The 15,086-nt window shown below is 65.8% G+C and carries 17 protein-coding genes; 3 read left to right on the top strand and 14 right to left on the bottom strand.

Features of this window, described 5'->3' with window-relative positions; all coding sequences use genetic code 11:
• Nucleotides 1-3: 3 nt before the first annotated feature.
• From M2319_RS09910 to M2319_RS23195, 3 genes are all read left to right on the top strand, one after another.
• Nucleotides 4-1,296 carry a TRAP transporter large permease gene (locus M2319_RS09910; RefSeq protein ID WP_264601300.1) on the top strand — a complete coding sequence of 431 codons (1,293 nt, stop codon included), beginning with the start codon at nt 4-6 and terminating at the stop codon, nt 1,294-1,296.
• Nucleotides 1,297-1,318: 22 nt separating this feature from the next.
• Nucleotides 1,319-2,329: a TRAP transporter substrate-binding protein gene (locus M2319_RS09905; protein ID WP_264601299.1), complete on the top strand. Its 1,011-nt coding sequence runs from the start codon at nt 1,319-1,321 to the stop codon at nt 2,327-2,329.
• Nucleotides 2,330-2,859: 530 nt separating this feature from the next.
• On the top strand, nt 2,860-3,192 hold the full coding sequence (locus M2319_RS23195; protein WP_406682099.1) for an isochorismatase family protein: 333 nt from the start codon (nt 2,860-2,862) through the stop codon (nt 3,190-3,192).
• Here M2319_RS23195 and M2319_RS09895 read toward each other — a convergent pair.
• The 14 genes from M2319_RS09895 to pduA form a co-directional block, all read right to left on the bottom strand.
• The gene (locus M2319_RS09895; protein WP_264601298.1) at nt 3,092-4,225 is read right to left on the bottom strand and encodes a helix-turn-helix domain-containing protein; all 1,134 of its coding nucleotides are present in this window, start codon (nt 4,223-4,225) and stop codon (nt 3,092-3,094) included. The two genes, M2319_RS23195 and M2319_RS09895, sit on opposite strands and share 101 nt — an antisense overlap.
• Nucleotides 4,226-4,266: 41 nt before the next feature.
• Nucleotides 4,267-5,505, bottom strand: coding sequence for a sensor histidine kinase (locus M2319_RS09890; protein WP_264601297.1), 1,239 nt, complete (start codon nt 5,503-5,505; stop codon nt 4,267-4,269).
• A gap of 95 nt (nt 5,506-5,600) precedes the next feature.
• Entirely contained in the window at nt 5,601-6,749 is a 1,149-nt protein-coding gene (gene metK, locus M2319_RS09885; protein ID WP_264601296.1) for a methionine adenosyltransferase, read from the bottom strand.
• 22 nt (nt 6,750-6,771) lie between these two features.
• Complete coding sequence (locus tag M2319_RS09880) at nt 6,772-7,689, bottom strand: glycyl-radical enzyme activating protein (RefSeq protein ID WP_264601295.1); 918 nt, start codon at nt 7,687-7,689, stop codon at nt 6,772-6,774.
• A 37-nt stretch (nt 7,690-7,726) separates the two neighbouring features.
• Complete coding sequence (locus tag M2319_RS09875; RefSeq protein ID WP_264601294.1) at nt 7,727-8,029, bottom strand: BMC domain-containing protein; 303 nt, start codon at nt 8,027-8,029, stop codon at nt 7,727-7,729.
• 36 nt (nt 8,030-8,065) lie between these two features.
• A complete protein-coding gene (locus tag M2319_RS09870) occupies nt 8,066-9,853 on the bottom strand; it encodes an aldehyde dehydrogenase family protein (protein ID WP_319801779.1) in 1,788 nt (595 codons plus the stop codon).
• Nucleotides 9,850-10,359 carry a GlcG/HbpS family heme-binding protein gene (locus M2319_RS09865; RefSeq protein WP_264601293.1) on the bottom strand — a complete coding sequence of 170 codons (510 nt, stop codon included), beginning with the start codon at nt 10,357-10,359 and terminating at the stop codon, nt 9,850-9,852. Before M2319_RS09865 ends, M2319_RS09870 begins: the two co-directional genes overlap by 4 nt.
• A gap of 10 nt (nt 10,360-10,369) precedes the next feature.
• Nucleotides 10,370-10,636, bottom strand: a complete 267-nt coding sequence (locus tag M2319_RS09860) for a EutN/CcmL family microcompartment protein (RefSeq protein ID WP_264601292.1) — start codon at nt 10,634-10,636, stop codon at nt 10,370-10,372.
• Between the two features lie 11 nt (nt 10,637-10,647).
• Entirely contained in the window at nt 10,648-11,463 is an 816-nt protein-coding gene (locus M2319_RS09855) for a hypothetical protein (protein WP_264601291.1), read from the bottom strand.
• Entirely contained in the window at nt 11,460-12,296 is an 837-nt protein-coding gene (gene eutJ, locus M2319_RS09850) for an ethanolamine utilization protein EutJ (RefSeq protein WP_264601290.1), read from the bottom strand. Before eutJ ends, M2319_RS09855 begins: the two co-directional genes overlap by 4 nt.
• 20 nt (nt 12,297-12,316) lie before the next feature.
• Nucleotides 12,317-12,991, bottom strand: coding sequence for a phosphate propanoyltransferase (locus tag M2319_RS09845; RefSeq protein ID WP_319801778.1), 675 nt, complete (start codon nt 12,989-12,991; stop codon nt 12,317-12,319).
• A 131-nt stretch (nt 12,992-13,122) separates the two neighbouring features.
• The gene (locus M2319_RS23225; RefSeq protein ID WP_319801777.1) at nt 13,123-13,839 is read right to left on the bottom strand and encodes a BMC domain-containing protein; all 717 of its coding nucleotides are present in this window, start codon (nt 13,837-13,839) and stop codon (nt 13,123-13,125) included.
• 22 nt (nt 13,840-13,861) lie between these two features.
• Nucleotides 13,862-14,677 carry a propanediol utilization microcompartment protein PduB gene (gene pduB / locus M2319_RS09835; RefSeq protein ID WP_264601289.1) on the bottom strand — a complete coding sequence of 272 codons (816 nt, stop codon included), beginning with the start codon at nt 14,675-14,677 and terminating at the stop codon, nt 13,862-13,864.
• 28 nt (nt 14,678-14,705) lie between these two features.
• A complete protein-coding gene (gene pduA / locus M2319_RS09830; RefSeq protein WP_264601288.1) occupies nt 14,706-14,999 on the bottom strand; it encodes a propanediol utilization microcompartment protein PduA in 294 nt (97 codons plus the stop codon).
• Nucleotides 15,000-15,086: the final 87 nt, after the last annotated feature.

The raw sequence follows: 15,086 nt of genomic DNA, 5'->3' as shown, positions 1-15,086 counted from the left end.
GCGGTGAACATTTCGCTTCTCTTGACCGTCACCTTCGTCGTCTTCCTGGTGCTCGGCGTTCCGGTCGCGATCTCGATCGGGCTTGCCGCCGTTCTGGCGCTGGCCTCGGCCAACATGCCGATGTCCTATCTGGTGCAGACGGCCTACACCGCGGTCGACGAGTTCACCATCATCGCCGTGCCGATGTTCATTCTTGCCGGCACGCTGATGGAAAAGGGCGGCCTTACCGCCCGGCTGATCGGCTTTTCCCGTGCCATTGTCGGCCCGGCGCCCGGCGGCCTCGCCACCGTCACCATCGTCGCCTGCACCTTCTTTGCGGCGATTTCCGGCTCCGGACCGGCGACGACGGCGGCGATCGGCTCGATCATGATCCCGGCGATGGTGAAGGAGGGCTACGGCAAGGGCTTCGGCTCGGCGATTTCGTCGTCGGCCGGCGGCATCGGCGTGGTCATTCCGCCGTCGATCCCGATGATCATCTACGGCATCACGTCGGAGACCTCGATCAGCGGTCTTTTCATCGCCGGCGTGGTGCCGGGACTGATGCTTTCCGGTGCGCTGTTCCTGACCAGCGCCATCATCAGCCGCCGCCGCGGCTATCGCGCCCGAAGCGCCGAACCGCGCAGCTTGCGGCTGGTCGGCCGCGCCGCCTGGGAGGCGAAATGGGCGCTGTTCGCGCCCGTACTGATCCTCGGCGGCATCTATTCCGGCATCTTCACCGTCACCGAGGCCTCGGTGGTTGCGGTCTTCTATGCGCTGTTCATCGGCATCTTCGTCTACCGCGAGATCAACGTGACCGGCTATTTGGACAGCATGACCTATGCCGTGCGGATCACCGGCACCGTGATGCTGGTGCTGGTCACCGGGCGCATCGTCGGGCGCATCCTGTCGGTGTTTCAGGTGCCGCAGGCGGTCTCGGCGTATCTGATCGAGACCGTCTCCGACCCGACCATGCTGATCCTGCTCATTCTGGTGATGCTGGTCTTCATCGGCATGTGGATGGAGACGCTGACGCAGATCATCATCCTGACGCCGCTGCTTCTGCCGGTGGTCACCAATGTCGGCCTCGACCCGATCCAGTTCGGCATCGTCTTCGTGATCGCCTGCGAGATCGGTTATTCGACGCCGCCGCTCGGCGTCAACCTGTTCGTTGCCAGCGAGATCGGCAACACAACGGTCGAACAGGTCAGCAAGGCAAGCATCCCATTCCTGGCGGCGGAGATTTTCGTCATGGGCCTCGTCGCCTTCATCCCAGAGTTGAGTATGTGGTTACCGCGCCTGCTCGGCTTCGCAACCTAGATAAAACCAAGGAGGAAATGCAATGAAACTTCTCAGGCATGCAATGATCGGTGCGCTTTTTGCGGCGGTGTCGGCGGGGCCGGCACTGGCGGCGGACTATACGATCCGGCTCAGCCACGGCGACAACGAGAACAACCCGACCCACAAGGGCGCGGTGAAGTTCGAGGAACTGGCGGAGAAATACTCCGACGGCCGCATCGACGTGCAGATCTTCCCGAACAACCAGCTCGGGTCTGAGCAGGAAGTGGCGCAGGCGCTGCGCACCGGCTCGATTGAGGCGGAGGTCCTCTATACCGGCAATCTGGTGCCGCTGGCGCCGTCGGTGGGTGTGATGATGCTGCCCTACGCCTTCACCTCGAACGACGAGGCGCATGCGGCGATGGATGCGCTCAAGGACCCGCTCAACGAGCGGCTGCCGAAGGAGGCGGGTGTGCGCATCCTCGGCTATTTCGAAAAGGGCTTCCGGGTTCTGACCAACTCCAAGCGCGAGGTGAAGACGCTCGACGACCTGCAGGGCCTGAAGATCCGCGTGTCGAAGAACAATATCGCCATCGAGACCTTCAAGTCCTGGGGGCTCGATCCGATCCCGATGGCCTGGGCGGAGGTGTTCCCGGCCCTGCAGCAGGGGGTGATCGACGGCCAGGAGAACCCCTACACGACGTCGATCTCGTCGAAGTTCTACGAGGTGCAGAAATACATCACCGAGATCCATTACCTGATCTGGTCCGGTCCGATCATCATCTCCGAACGCTTCTACCAGGGCCTGCCGGCCGACCTGCAAGAGGCGCTCGACCGCGCCGGCGAAGAAGCGGCGGTCTATGAGCGCGAGGTGTCGGCGACCGAGACCGATAAGGCAATGAAGGAGCTGGTCAAGCTCGGCATGGTGCTGAGCGGCGCGCCGACGGACGAGGAAAAGTGGCAGTCGGCGGCCAAGGCCCTGTGGCCCTCGTTCTCCGACGATATCGGCGGCAAGGAGTGGGTCGATAAGGCCAGCGGCATCATGGAAAAGGCCATCAAGGGCGGCAGCGAATAGACCCCGATTCCTCCAGCATGCGCCGGTTTTCGCACGCCCATAGCAACGACGGGGCCGAAAACCAGCATAACAAGTGCGGATGCGCCGGCTCAGGCGCACCGGAAATCGAACTGGCAGGGGCATCCCTTGCCAGTTCTTTTTTGTTTCGTCGCGACGCCAGTCGCCAGATCACAGCATTGCCGGGATTTGGGTTGGCAGGCCGAGCGCGACCATGTGAAATGTCGTTGTGCTGATCTCGATGCCGATGTGATCGATTTCCACGGAGACCTGACCCGGCATTGAACGATGGTTCCACCGAAAACGGGCCCATGTTCGAACCCGTCCTGCTTGTCTTCGCTGAGACCGGCAACGAGCGTTGGCGCTTCAAAACAGGCGAATAGCCCGCCACCCGCAGGCCCGGTCCGGCTGCGCCACCTCGGGCCAGATACCGGTGTGCCACAGGGGGGCAATATCGGGCGCCGTTGGGGGGGGCAATCATCAACGCCGATTGACACGCCGCCGATCCGGGAACTGCAGGACCTGCCCGTCACCTGCCGACCTATGACCGCACGGCAATCAACAGCTGGGAAGACAGCGCGCTCAAGCAGGTCGTCCAGGCTGTCGGCCGGCGCAAGCGCGTCATGACCGCGCTCTGGACCGAAGCCTGCCTGACCTTTCCTGCGCTCCATGCGACCCAGGAAGGCTATGACGTCCATGTGCTGGCCGGCGACGACTGTCCGGGTTCGCTGCTTGCCGAACGGAGCCTCGGCCCCGGCCGGCGCCCTATGCGGAGACGGTGGAAGCGGCGGCTGTCGAGGCGTCCGGCTGGCGACGCCTGTATTTGCGTCGGTATTCCGATGGCGATAGGCCCACTTCTTTCCTGAAGGCCTTGCAGAAATAATTGGCGTCCTGGAACGACAGATCGAGCGAAATATTGGTGATCGGCAGGTCGCTTTCCCGCAGCAGTTCCTTGGCTCGCTCGATCCGCTGGGTCTTCAGATAGGAGATGAAGGTCATGTCCATCTCCTTGCGGAACAGCCGGCTCAGGTAGCACGGGCTGATATGGGCGAAGTCCGCAGCGTCTTCGAGCGTCACGCCCTTGTGCATGTTGCGCTCGATATAGTTGAGCACGTCCTGGATATGATCGGGCGCATGGGCGCCGCGGGTCTCGGTCGCTTCGAACAGCACGTCCGTGATCCGGTAGAGCATTTCCTGCATCTGGAAATGGCTGTCGAGGTCGAGGCGCTGGGACGCCAGCGCGTCGATCTGGCGAGCGAGCGCAGGCGGCAGGTCAAGGCCGCGGTTGTCGACCACCTGCACCATGGCCCGGACATATTCCAGCACGGCACGGCGCGGCGCGGTGTCCTTGCGGGCGTAGATGGTTTCCATATGACGGCGCACCAGAGCGAGGCATTGGCGATAGGCGGTCTCATCGACGAGGGCCGCGATTTGCCCGGCGATCGCCGCCGTCTCGCCGGACGGTGCCGGCGTGGCGGCGACGGGCCGTGCCGGAGCAAGGGGCGCCTGCGTCGTGGCCACGGAAGGCGTGATCGAACTGAGGCACTCGCCGACTGCGTTCAAGAGGTCTTCGGTGCGCACGGGTTTTAGCAGGAAATTGTCCGCCTTCAGGTGGATCGCGCCCTGCATGATCTCGAAATAGTCGTAGGCGGTGAGGATGATGACCTTGGTCTTCAGGCCGCGGTCGCGCACCATCTGGATGATTTCCAGCCCGTTCGGACGCGGGATCTTGATGTCGACCAGCATCAGGTCGATGGAATACGCGTCCAGCAGATGCACCGCCTCGCTGCCGTTGCGCGCCTCGCCGACGATATTGACGCCGTCGAGATTGGTCTCAAGGATCTTGCGCAGGGCGCGGCGCTCCAGTTCCTCGTCTTCGATGATCGCGATGTCGAACATGGGTCAGGGATCCGTGTGGTCGGTCCTGAGTCAGGTGTGGCTCAGAAGGCTGCATCGTCGAAGTCGATCGGCAGGCGAAGGCGCACCAGCGTTCCCCGTCCACCCCGGTAGGGACTGACGATCTCCAGGTGATGGTCGTCGCCGAAATAGTGCCGCAGGCGGCTGTCGACATTGTAGAGGCCGATGCTCTTGCGGCCGTCCCGGTCGGCCGCGCCCGCCAGCACCGCCTGCTTGCGGTCGGAACTGATTCCGTCACCATTGTCGACAATGTCGACGATGACGTCGCGCCCGTCCCGATAGGCCAGGATGTCGACCAGGCCGCCGCTCTCGCGCGGCTCGATCGCATAGTTGATGCAGTTTTCCACAATCGGCTGCAGCACCATGAAGGGGCAGGTCGTCATGCTGAGGTCGTCCGGGACGTCGACCTGGAAGTTGAAGCGATCGCCGAGGCGCAGCCGCAGCAGATAGAGGTAGTTCCGGACGTGCTCCAACTCCGTTGCCAGAGGGACGAATTGCGAGCCGCTCTTCTTCAGCACATAGCGCATCATGTCGGCGAAGGCGTGGACCGTCGTTTCGGTCTCCTCGGCCCCTTCGATCAGAGCGAGCCGGCCGATCGTGTTCAGCACGTTGAAGAGGAAATGGGGATTGACCTGGTAGGACAGCGCCTGCAACTCGGCCTCGCGCAGGGACCGCTCCAACTCGGCGCGGCGCTTGGATTCCTCCATCAGGCGCAGGTTCTTGGCGTAGAGTTCCTGGGTGACGCTGTTGGCGTAGCTCTCCTCCACGATGTAGGAGGCGATGTAGCAGAGCGAAGAAGCGGCCGAGCGCAGGCGCTCGTAGGTGATTTCGCCGGTCTCGTCGTGGAGCCGCAGAAGACCGGCGTTCTCGCGCCATGACTGCTCGGTCGGGAACAGGCCCGACATGTCGACAAGGTCGGCCGCCGTGTCGCCATCCGTCAGGTTCACCTGGCCGCAGATCACGGCGCCCAGATATTCGCCGCACATGGTGATGGGGGCTGCGAAGTCGACGAGGCCCGCATGGCACTTGTAGATCGAGGGACCGCCGTTCGAAAGTGCGGTGCGCCCGCCGACCGCGTCGCAATGGTAGCAGCGCTCGCGCCATACCGGATGGCCGCGGATGGTCTGGCAGAAACCGCTGAAGCCGCTCGGCTTGGTCACCGGCTCGCCCTTCGGATCGACGATGACCATGGCAACGCCAACGGCGGCGCTGAAATTGTCCTGAACCTTCTGTAGCATGTCGACGCTGGTCAAATTGGACAAACGTCTCCGCCCCGCGGCTTTGGCCCCGGCAATTTCCAGGTCTCTCCGCAACGCCAGTGTGTCGTCACGGTTGGATCTTTCCAGAAAATCCGTATTCACTGGCAAGCCTTAATGAGGGCGTCCGTTCGATCCGCCCGCTCCCACAAGAAGCCCTCCGTTTCTCTGCCAAAATGGCCGTACGCCGCCGTTTTCTCGAAGATCGGCCGGCGCATTGCGAGCGCATCGATCATGCCCGACACGGATAGCGGGAACACCGTGCGGACCGCCCGCGCCAACGCCTCCGAATCCAGACCGCGTTCGCCTTCGGCTGTTACACCAACCATTTCGGGTTGGCTCTGACCTATCGCAAACGCGAGGGAAATTTCGCAACGGGACGCAAGGCCGGCGGCGACCACGGTCTTGGCGATCAGACGCGCCATATAGGCGGCGGTGCGGTCGAGCTTGGTCGCGTCCTTGCCGGAAAAGGCGCCGCCGCCGTGCCGGCCGATGCCGCCATAGGTATCGACCATCAGCTTGCGCCCCGTGAGGCCGGTGTCGGCCGCCGGACCGCCCAGCACGAAGCGTCCGGTCGGGTTGATCAGCACCCTTGTGTCGCGCCGCAGCCAGCGACCCATCACCGGCGCGATCACCTCCTCGATGAGGCCGCGCAGCATCTCTTCGCGGCCGATGTTTGGCGCGTGCTGGGCGGCAAGGACGAGGCTCGTCAGTTCCGCCGGGCGCCCACTGGCGTCGTTGCGGAAGGTGACCTGCGCCTTGCCGTCGGGCCGCAGCCAATCTAGGCGACCGGACCTGCGTGCCGCCGTCAGCGCCTCGGTCAGCCGGTGCGCATAGTGGATTGCGGCGGGCATCAAGGTTTCGGTCTCGTCGCAGGCATAGCCGTAGAAGATGCCCTGGTCGCCAGCGCCGAGCTCATTGTCGCGCGACACCCCTTGCGCGATGTCCGGCGATTGTTCGTGCAGGTCGGTCAGCACGAAGCACCCGTCGGCATCGAAGCCGAGGGCGGGATCGGTGTAGCCGATCCGGCGCAGCACGCCCCGGGCGACGGCGACCACGTCGACCCGTGCCGTCGACGTGACCTCGCCGGCGATATGCAGGCTGTTGCCCGAGGCCATGACCTCCACCGCGACCCGGGCCCCGGGGTCCTGGTGCAGATAGGCATCGAGAACCGCATCCGAGATCTGGTCGCAGACCTTGTCCGGGTGGCCCTCCGTTACGGATTCAGAACTGGTGTAGGTCGACCTCATGGCGCCGTTTCCTGACGTTTCGTTAGCCGCCGATTTCGCAGTTCAAACCCATGCCCTCGACCACCTTTACAAGGTGCGAGACGTCGTCCGGCTTCATGTTGGCGACGTCGCCCATCGGATAGGGACGGTCGAGGAGGGCGTATTTGTTCTCGCCATAGGTGTGGTACGGCAGAAGGTGCACGGTATCGACGCCTGGCATCAGCTTGGCGAACCGGCCGACGGCTTCGACCGCCTCTTCGTTGTCGTTCACGCCCGGCACGACCGGAACGCGGACGACGGCATGAGTGAGGGAGGCGATGCACAGCGCGTTTTCCAGAATGATGCGGTTGTCGACGCCGGTATTGGCCTGGTGCACCTTCGGGTCGATCGCCTTCAGATCGATCAGCGCATGGTCGACATAGGGCATCACGTCGCGCACGACGTCGCGGGTGGTGTAGCCGGTCGTCTCGATCGCCGTGTTCCAGCCCTGCTCGTGACAGGCTTTCAGCAGCTCCCTGGCAAAGACGTGCTGGAACAGCGGCTCGCCGCCCGAAAGCGTGACGCCGCCGCCGGAGCGGCGGTATTGCGTGGCGTCCTTGCGCAGCTCGATCATCACCTCGCGCACGGACATCAGCTTGCCGGTCATGGTCAGCGCGTCGGTCGGGCAGACCTTCGTGCAGGTGCCGCATTTGACGCATTTGTCGCGATCGACGAAGCCCGGATTTTCCCGCGACAGCGCCTTTGTCGGACAGACCGGCACGCACTGGCCGCAATGGATGCAGCTCGAGGCGCGGTAGAACAGCTCCGGCTCCGGGTTCTGGGATTCCGGGTTGGAACACCAGCGGCAGCGCAACGGGCAGCCCTTCAGGAAGACGATGGTGCGGACCCCCGGCCCATCGTGGATCGAGTAGCGCTGAATGTCGAAGACGGTGCCCTCTGTGTCGTAGTCGATGCCGTCCATGGCGTTGTTACCTTGTCTTTCCCGAAGGCCGGGGTGTTCAGAAGGGGGATTGCTGCGCTTCGATGGCGTCCATCGCCGTGCGGACCGCGGACACTTCCCCCATGACCGCGAGCGACGTGACGTGCTGCGGGCAGGTTCCGTAGATCTCGACGGTGAAGACGTCGGCCGCCTTCAGCGCGATATCGGAGAAGAAGAACAGATCGGTCACATGGGACTGGATCAGACCGACGGCGCCGATCGGGTTGTCCCGGATATAGGCGCGTCCGTGCGGCGGCATGCGCCGCTGCAGCATCTGAAGCACGTCCAGGTGGGGTGCGTTGACGATGCGGATATTCAACATGATCTGACGTCTTCTTTTGTTCGTGTGGCGCGAGGATCAGCGCACGTTGAGGGCCTCGACCATCACGCATTTCCGCTTGCGGGCGAAGGACTTGGCCGAGGTCAGGCCCTCGCCGGTGGGGCCTGCGATGGTGAAGGTCGCAAAGCCTTCGCCGCCGACGCCGATGCCGGCATAGGAGGGGCCGTTCTTGACGAAGATCGTCGTCTGGATGAGCTTCGCCATCTTGGTCAGCTTGCGCACATTGGTGGAGTGCATCATCGCCGTGTGGCGGTTGCCGTGTTCCACCTCGACGGCGAGGTCGATGGCGTCGTCGACGCTCGGCACCCGCACCACCGGCAGGATCGGCATCATCAGCTCTTCCTGGACGAAGGGATGTTCCTTCGGCAGTTCGGCGAGGATCACCTTGACCTCGTCGCCGACCCGGATGCCGATCTTGTCGAGCAGGTAGGCCGCGCTCTTGCCGACGCAGGAGGTCTGCGGGCCGCCCTTGTCGTTGATCACCAGCGCCTCAAGCTTCGCGATGACGGTGGGATCGGTGACCAGATAGGCGCCGCATTTCTGCATGCAGGCGATCAGGTAATCGGTGATCTGGTCGACCGCGATGACTTCCTTTTCGGCGATGCAGGGCAGGTTGTTGTCGAAGCTGCAGCCATTGACGATGTCCTGTGCCGCCTTTTCGATATCGGCGGTCTCATCGACGACGACGGGCGGATTGCCGGCGCCGGCGCCGATCGCCTTCTTGCCGGTCGACATCACCGCCTTGACGATGCCCGGACCGCCGGTGGCGACCAGCATCCGCACCTTCGGGTGGTTCATCATGGCGTTGGTGTTGTCGATCGACGGCTTTTGCACCGTCACCACCAGATTGGCCGGCGCGCCGAGGGCCGCGAGCTTGCGGTTGATCAGCTTGACGGCCAGCAGCGAGACCTCGGTTGCCCGCGGATGCGGACTGAAGACGGCCGAATTGCCGGCGGCCAGCATGCCGATGGAATTGCAGATGATGGTTTCCGTCGGATTGGTGGTCGGGGTGATCGCGCCGATCACGCCGAAGGGCGAGTATTCGACCAGCGTCAGCCCGCCGTCGCCGGTCTCGGCATCGGTGGTCAGGTCCTCGACGCCGGGCGCCTTTTCGGCGGCCAGGCGGTTCTTGATGATCTTGTGGGCGACGTTGCCCATGCCGGTCTGCTCGGCTGCCATTTCGGAGATGCGCCTAAGCGTTGTCTCATCGAGGAACACCTCGCGGATGCCCTCGACGAACCGCTTGCGCGCGGCCATCGAGCAGAACAGGTACTGGCGTTGCGCCAGTTCGGCCGCCGCGATGGCCTCGTCCATGGTGGCAAAGACGCCGTCGCCCGGGGCCATGCCCTCGGCGTCGCGGACCGGTGTCGGTGCAAACGCCGAGGGCATTGGCTGGGACGCCTGACGGCCCTTTGTGCCGAGCTCGCGGATCAGCGCCTGGCTGACGATGTCGTCGACCGGATCGTCTTCAGATCGGGCCGGCTGCCAGCAGCAGCGCTTCGATCCGGGCACGTAATCCGGTCCCTTGCGCGCCGCCGGCGTCGATCCGGCATTGGCCAGGATGCTGGCGATCAGGTCGTCGACGTCCGCGGGAGCCGGAGTCGCGCTGCCATTTTTCGGCGCTGCGCTGGCGGTCGTCGGAGCGGCTTTTTCCATGACCGCAGTTTCGGTCCCGGTGGGCGCTGCGCCGTTCGCATTGACCGCAGGGGTCGGAGCAGGAGCGGGGATATTGGGTGCAGCCGCTGCCGCTTCGCCATAGCCGCCGAGCACCCGGGCCACGGTGTCGCTGATTTCCTGGTCGTTCATTTTTCCGCTCCTTTGGCGGGGTCGTGCCCCGAAATGTTCGAAAACGCGTTCACGGCGTGGCGCGCGATCACCACGTCCTCGTCCGCCGTGCCGCCGCTGATGCCGATGGCGCCGATGACCGTGCCGTTCCGCCGGCAGGGAAGACCGCCGCCGAAAATGACGATGCGTCCGCCATGGGTCGCCTCGATGCCGAAGAGCATCTGCCCCGGCTGCGCGAGCCGGCCGAGGTCGTCGGTGCCCATGCGCAAGGCGGCAGCCGTCCAGGCCTTGTCGGTTGCCAGCGCGATGCTCGCCGGCAGGCTGCCGTCCATCCTGTGGAACAGGATCTGCTGTCCTTCCGCATCGGCCACTGCGACGACGACGGCCAGTGCCATCTGCCGCGCCTTGGCCTCGGCGCTTTCGGCAAGGCACTCGGCGTCAGCCAGCGTCAGCGAGGCGCTCGCCGTGCCGGGGCGTTCCGCCGCAAGCAGCCGTTCGATCAGCGCATCGTGTGCGGTGGCGACCATTGTCCGCTCCCTAATGGGTCTCGACGCTGTCGACGATGCCGACGATGCTGGCATCGGTGACGGAACGATCGAGGGTTCCGGCCTGGCGCGCGGCGCTGCCGGTGGTGACGATGACGATCTCGCCGTAGCCGGCGCCGACCGTATCGGTGGCGATTTCGGTGAAGCCGTCGGGCTCCTGTTTCTCGGTCAGGCGGGCGACGATCAAAAGCTTGCTGCCGGCAAGCGTTGCGTCCTTGCTGGTCGAGACGACCGTTCCGATGACGCGTCCGAGATGCATTGTCCTTCTCCCTATTCCCTGACGAGCCGGACGTGGCGGGCCTTGAGTTCCTCAGCCGCCAGCGGCGTGACCAGCACGCCACGGCCGATCCGCAGCTCTTCTCCTGCGACCGCCTTGGCCGCGGTCCAGCCGAAGACGCCGGCCGTCGTGTTTTGGGGGTGGCTGACCGGGCGGGCGCTGGCCGAAGCCGGCGCAGCCGCGCGAGTCCCGGCGACGGCCTGGTCGAGCCTTGCGGCCCAGGCGAGTTCGATGCCGTAGGCCTCCAGCCGGCCGAGATGGCCGGACGCCATCTCCCGGTAGGCGGCGTTGGCGGTGAGGCCGCGGGCGATGCGCTCGCGGGACGCCGGGCAGCAGCCGTCGCGCGCCGCAACGATCCGCATGTCGCGTTCGATCGCCCCGGCCAGAAGCTGCGAGACGTCGCTGTCGGCAAGCCCGAGCGCCGTGCGCGCGGCAAGTGCAATGCTGAGTGTCGGAACGATCACGACCGAGTGCCGGGCAAGAACGGTCTCGGGGTCGATGAGGTCCGTGTCGTCCGGCCGGTCGTCGGCATCGGCCAGCGCCGGGACCAGCGCGCCGCCGCCGGCCGTCCGCAGGCGTTCCGGCGTGATCAGAGCACGGGCCTTGCGGCTGCGGCGAATGTCGAAGCGCCAGCCGGCATCGGCAAGGGCCGCCAGCGCGCGGATCGCCGGCTCAAGCCCGAGATCGGTGCCGGAAAACAGCACCAGTGCAGAGCGCGCACGGGTCTTGAGGGCCGCAACGATCCGGTCCGACAGGAGGTCGAGGAGAGCCCGGTCAAACAGGATATCGAGGCGCGTGCCGTCCATCATGCACCTGCCTCGTTCGGGTACATGGCGATGCCGAGCGGGGTGACGAGCAGCGGCTCGGCCGGCTTGAGGACACGGCGGCCGATCTGGTTGGCAAAGACCGTGGTGAAATCGCTGAACGAGCAGGCGCCGCCGACCACATGGATGACGGCGACTTCGGGATGGCTGTCGAGCACGCCGGAGACGATGCTCGCCATCTTGTCGACGACCGGACGGACGATGGCAAAGACGTCGCGCTCATTGTCGGGATCGAGCTTTTCCGCCTCGGCCTCGGCGAACGGAATCCGGCGCGCGCCCGCCAGCACCAGCGTCATGTGCGTACCGCCCGTGGCCTCGTCGAAGGAGGCGACGACGTCGCCGTCCCTGAGCACCGAGATGCCGGTCGTGCCGCCGCCGACATCGACGACGGCGCCGTCGCGGATATCGAGGAAGCGGGCGGCGGCGGTCGGTTCGTCGACAACCTCGACGAGCTCGAAATCGGCGGCCTCGACCACATTGCCGATGGCCTTGGCGCTGCCCGGATGGATGCCCGGCGGGATCGCGGCGGCGGCGCGTTGCAGCGGCACGCCGACGCGCTGTTCGAGCTCTGCCTTCATGGCGCGAACCGCCTGCACGGCGCCCATATAGTCGACGACGATGCCGTCGCGCACGACGCTGGAGCGGTGGGTGATGCCGGCCACCGGCCGGTTGTCGGCGTCGACCACCGCCAGCACCAGATTCGCCGTGCCGAGATCGACACCGACCTTCAGCGCGCCCGGCGCCCGCTCGTCGCTGGGCACGGCCGAGCGGAACCGGACCAGTCCGGCGAATTGCAGCAATGTCTTGTCCGTGGTCATCGCCTGTCCGCCCGTCTTCCTCAGGCTTTCCGGATCCGCACGAGATCGTCGTTCTTCAGCCCGAAAGCGTTGGCCTCCTCGATGTCGATATGCATTTCCAGGGCCGAGTTCTCCGCCGCGCGCACGGCAACGCCGCGCATGATGCCGCCGCGCGGACCGTCGACCTCGACGTCGACGTCCTGGCCATTGGCGAGGCCGAGCCCGGCCGCGACTTCCGGCGGCATGTGGATGTGGCGAAGGGCGACGATGACGCCGTAGTCCTTGGTGACGCGGCCTTGGGGTCCGATCACCTCGATCCCGGGCGAGCCGTCGAGGCGGCCGGAAAGGCGCAGCGGCGCCCGCACGCCGAGCACGAAGCCATCGGCCACGGAAATCTCGATCTGGGTGTCTGCGCGCAGCGGACCGAGCACGCGGACCTTGCCGATCTCGCCCTTCGGCCCGCGCAAGGTCACCGTTTCCTCGGCCGCGTACTGGCCCGGCTGCTTCATCGCCTTCTTGCGCGTCAGCGCCGCGCCGGGGCCGAACAGGGCGTCCATGTCGGGGCGCGAAAGATGGATGTGCCGGTTGGAAACGCCGACGGGGATGAGCGCCGGATCCGGCGCCGCGCGGGTGCGGGCGACTGCCTCGGCCGCGGCCTGTCCCTGGGCGAGGATCTCCGCGATGATCCGTTCGATTGTGCTTTCTGCAAGCTGCATCGACCTGTCCTGTTATTCGTTGTCCGGCGTCCGTTTCGGCGCAGCCGGGACCGTTGGCCGGGCCGCACAGGACGGCCAGGCCCGGATCGTTTTCGTTGCCGACCCCGATGCGCGGGGGATCGGAGACGGCGCTAGGTCGTCTTGGCCTTCTTGGCCGTGCCGCCACGGCGACTGCGCGGCGTCGGCTTGGGGTCGCCTGGTCCGCTCTTCGGTGCGGCGTCTGCCGCGCGTTTTGCGGCCGGCTTTTCATCCGCGACCTTGCCGTTGGCGGCCTTCGGCGCGGCGTCCACTGGCGGGACGTCCACTGGCGGGACGTCCACTGGCGGGACCGTCACCTCGGGTTCCTTGGCGGGAGCGGTCTCGACGGGTGCAGCGTCCGCAGCCGCCGTCTCCGCCTTCGTCTGGAACTGAGCGGCGACCGGCGGTTCGGCCTTCGCCGCAGCGGGTTCCTCGACCGGCTTTTCGGTGGGGCTCTCGGCCGGGGCCTCGGCGGGTTGTTCCGCCGGGGCTTCCGTCTTGACCGGGGAGGGGATGTCGGCCGGGTGGGGCTGAGCGGCGATGCCCACGGTCTCGGCACTGTCCACGAGCCGGGACAGCGCCGCGGCCGGCCGTGCGATCACCTTGGTGGAGATGACACGGTTCACCCGGCCTGCGGCCGCGGCCCCCGCAGAGACCGCAGCCTTGATGGCGCCGACGTCCCCGAGCAGCTTGACGACGGTCATGCCCTCGCCCTTGGCCAGTTCGTAGCCCACCAGCTGGACATTGGCCGCCTTCACGGCCGCGTCTGCGGCTTCGACGGCTGCAGTCAGGCCGATGGTTTCGATCAGTCCGAGGCTTTGCTCAGTCATGACTGTCCTCCTTGCCCGCGGGTCAGATGTACGGCGTGGTGGTCGACACCAGCGGCGTCGGGTCCATCGCTCCGAGGAGCTGCTTGCCGACGTCGCGGGCCGCATGGATGGCCTGGCGCACGGCACCGGAATCACCGCTGAAGGTGAAGATCACCTCATTGGAGAAGCTGGTGCCATTGGCCGGCGAGGCGTAGCCGACGGCATCGATGGTCGCCGCCTTGGCCGCGGTATCGGCGAGCACCACGCCGATGGCGGCGGGGGCCCCGACGGTGATGCCAAAGGCCTGGCCGATCGGTGCGCCGAACGCCTTGTTGAGCGCGGCGCTGGCGCGGGCCGTGTACTGGAACTCCAGGTGGCCTGCCGGCGAGCCATAGACGTCGCCCATCGTGCGGTCGATCTCGCCGAGCGTCACTTCCACGGCGCGGCGGGCGTCGGAGACGTCCGAAGCACCGAAGATGATCAGCGAGCCGTGGCCGGCGCCGCCCTCGGTGTCGCGTGCCAGCTCGATCAGGACGACTTCAGAGTTGGTCGCCTTGACCGCCTCGTCGGCCGCGAAGATGTGCGGGCCGGCGCCGACGCGCGCACCGACGATGCCGATGGAGCGGTACTTCTTGTCCATCTTCATCTGCTCGTGCAGCAGCGGATCGACATTGGCGATGACCAGGCCGATCGTGTTGCCGATGGCGGTGCCGACGAACTCCGTCAGATTGCACGCTGCCGGGGCCTTGGCGCGGGGTGCTGCGCTGGCCGGTTCGGGGGTGGCGGCGGGGGCGCTTGCCCCGCCATTCATCTTGCGGATGACTTCCCCCATCAATTGGTCGACAAGAGCGTCTTGCATGACTGCTCCTCCTTGTCCGGTTCAGGGGTTACTCGGCGGCGACTGCTGCCGGGTGCGGAAGGATGCGTTCCACTTCCGTGTGCGGCCGCGGGATGACGTGGACGGAGGCCACGGTGCCGACCTTCTCGGCCGCCACGGCACCGGCGTCGGTAGCGGCCTTCACCGCGCCGACATCGCCGCGCACCATCACGGTGACGAGGCCGGAGCCGATCTTCTCGTAGCCGATCATTGTCACATTCGCCGATTTGACCATGGCGTCCGCCGCTTCAATCGCGCCGACCAGGCCTTTGGTCTCGACCATTCCCAGTGCTTCCTGTTGCATTGTCTTCTCCTTCGTCACGAGGTTCGTAAGTTGATCCATTGCCGTCTTCTCTTTCGGCCTCCTGCTCTGCTGCGTTCTCCCTCGGTT

The sequence above is a fragment of the Rhodobium gokarnense genome, from assembly GCF_025961475.1.
Classification (GTDB): Bacteria; Pseudomonadota; Alphaproteobacteria; order Rhizobiales; family Rhodobiaceae; genus Rhodobium; species Rhodobium gokarnense.
Note: the sequence above shows the minus strand (reverse complement) of the source record. Positions and strands in the feature narration are given on the sequence as shown.

Excerpts from the sequence above, each read along its gene's own strand:
- M2319_RS09905 (WP_264601299.1), top strand. The coding sequence starts at position 1,319 with ATGAAACTTCTCAGGCATGCAATGATCGGTGCGCTTTTTGCGGCGGTG.
- M2319_RS09895 (WP_264601298.1), bottom strand. The coding sequence starts at position 4,225 with ATGTTCGACATCGCGATCATCGAAGACGAGGAACTGGAGCGCCGCGCC.
- metK (WP_264601296.1), bottom strand. The coding sequence starts at position 6,749 with ATGAGGTCGACCTACACCAGTTCTGAATCCGTAACGGAGGGCCACCCG.
- M2319_RS09880 (WP_264601295.1), bottom strand. The coding sequence starts at position 7,689 with ATGGACGGCATCGACTACGACACAGAGGGCACCGTCTTCGACATTCAG.
- M2319_RS09875 (WP_264601294.1), bottom strand. The coding sequence starts at position 8,029 with ATGTTGAATATCCGCATCGTCAACGCACCCCACCTGGACGTGCTTCAG.
- M2319_RS09870 (WP_319801779.1), bottom strand. The coding sequence starts at position 9,853 with ATGAACGACCAGGAAATCAGCGACACCGTGGCCCGGGTGCTCGGCGGC.
- M2319_RS09865 (WP_264601293.1), bottom strand. The coding sequence starts at position 10,359 with ATGGTCGCCACCGCACACGATGCGCTGATCGAACGGCTGCTTGCGGCG.
- M2319_RS09860 (WP_264601292.1), bottom strand. The coding sequence starts at position 10,636 with ATGCATCTCGGACGCGTCATCGGAACGGTCGTCTCGACCAGCAAGGAC.
- M2319_RS09855 (WP_264601291.1), bottom strand. The coding sequence starts at position 11,463 with ATGATGGACGGCACGCGCCTCGATATCCTGTTTGACCGGGCTCTCCTC.
- eutJ (WP_264601290.1), bottom strand. The coding sequence starts at position 12,296 with ATGACCACGGACAAGACATTGCTGCAATTCGCCGGACTGGTCCGGTTC.
- M2319_RS09845 (WP_319801778.1), bottom strand. The coding sequence starts at position 12,991 with ATGCAGCTTGCAGAAAGCACAATCGAACGGATCATCGCGGAGATCCTC.
- M2319_RS23225 (WP_319801777.1), bottom strand. The coding sequence starts at position 13,839 with ATGACTGAGCAAAGCCTCGGACTGATCGAAACCATCGGCCTGACTGCA.
- pduB (WP_264601289.1), bottom strand. The coding sequence starts at position 14,677 with ATGCAAGACGCTCTTGTCGACCAATTGATGGGGGAAGTCATCCGCAAG.
- pduA (WP_264601288.1), bottom strand. The coding sequence starts at position 14,999 with ATGCAACAGGAAGCACTGGGAATGGTCGAGACCAAAGGCCTGGTCGGC.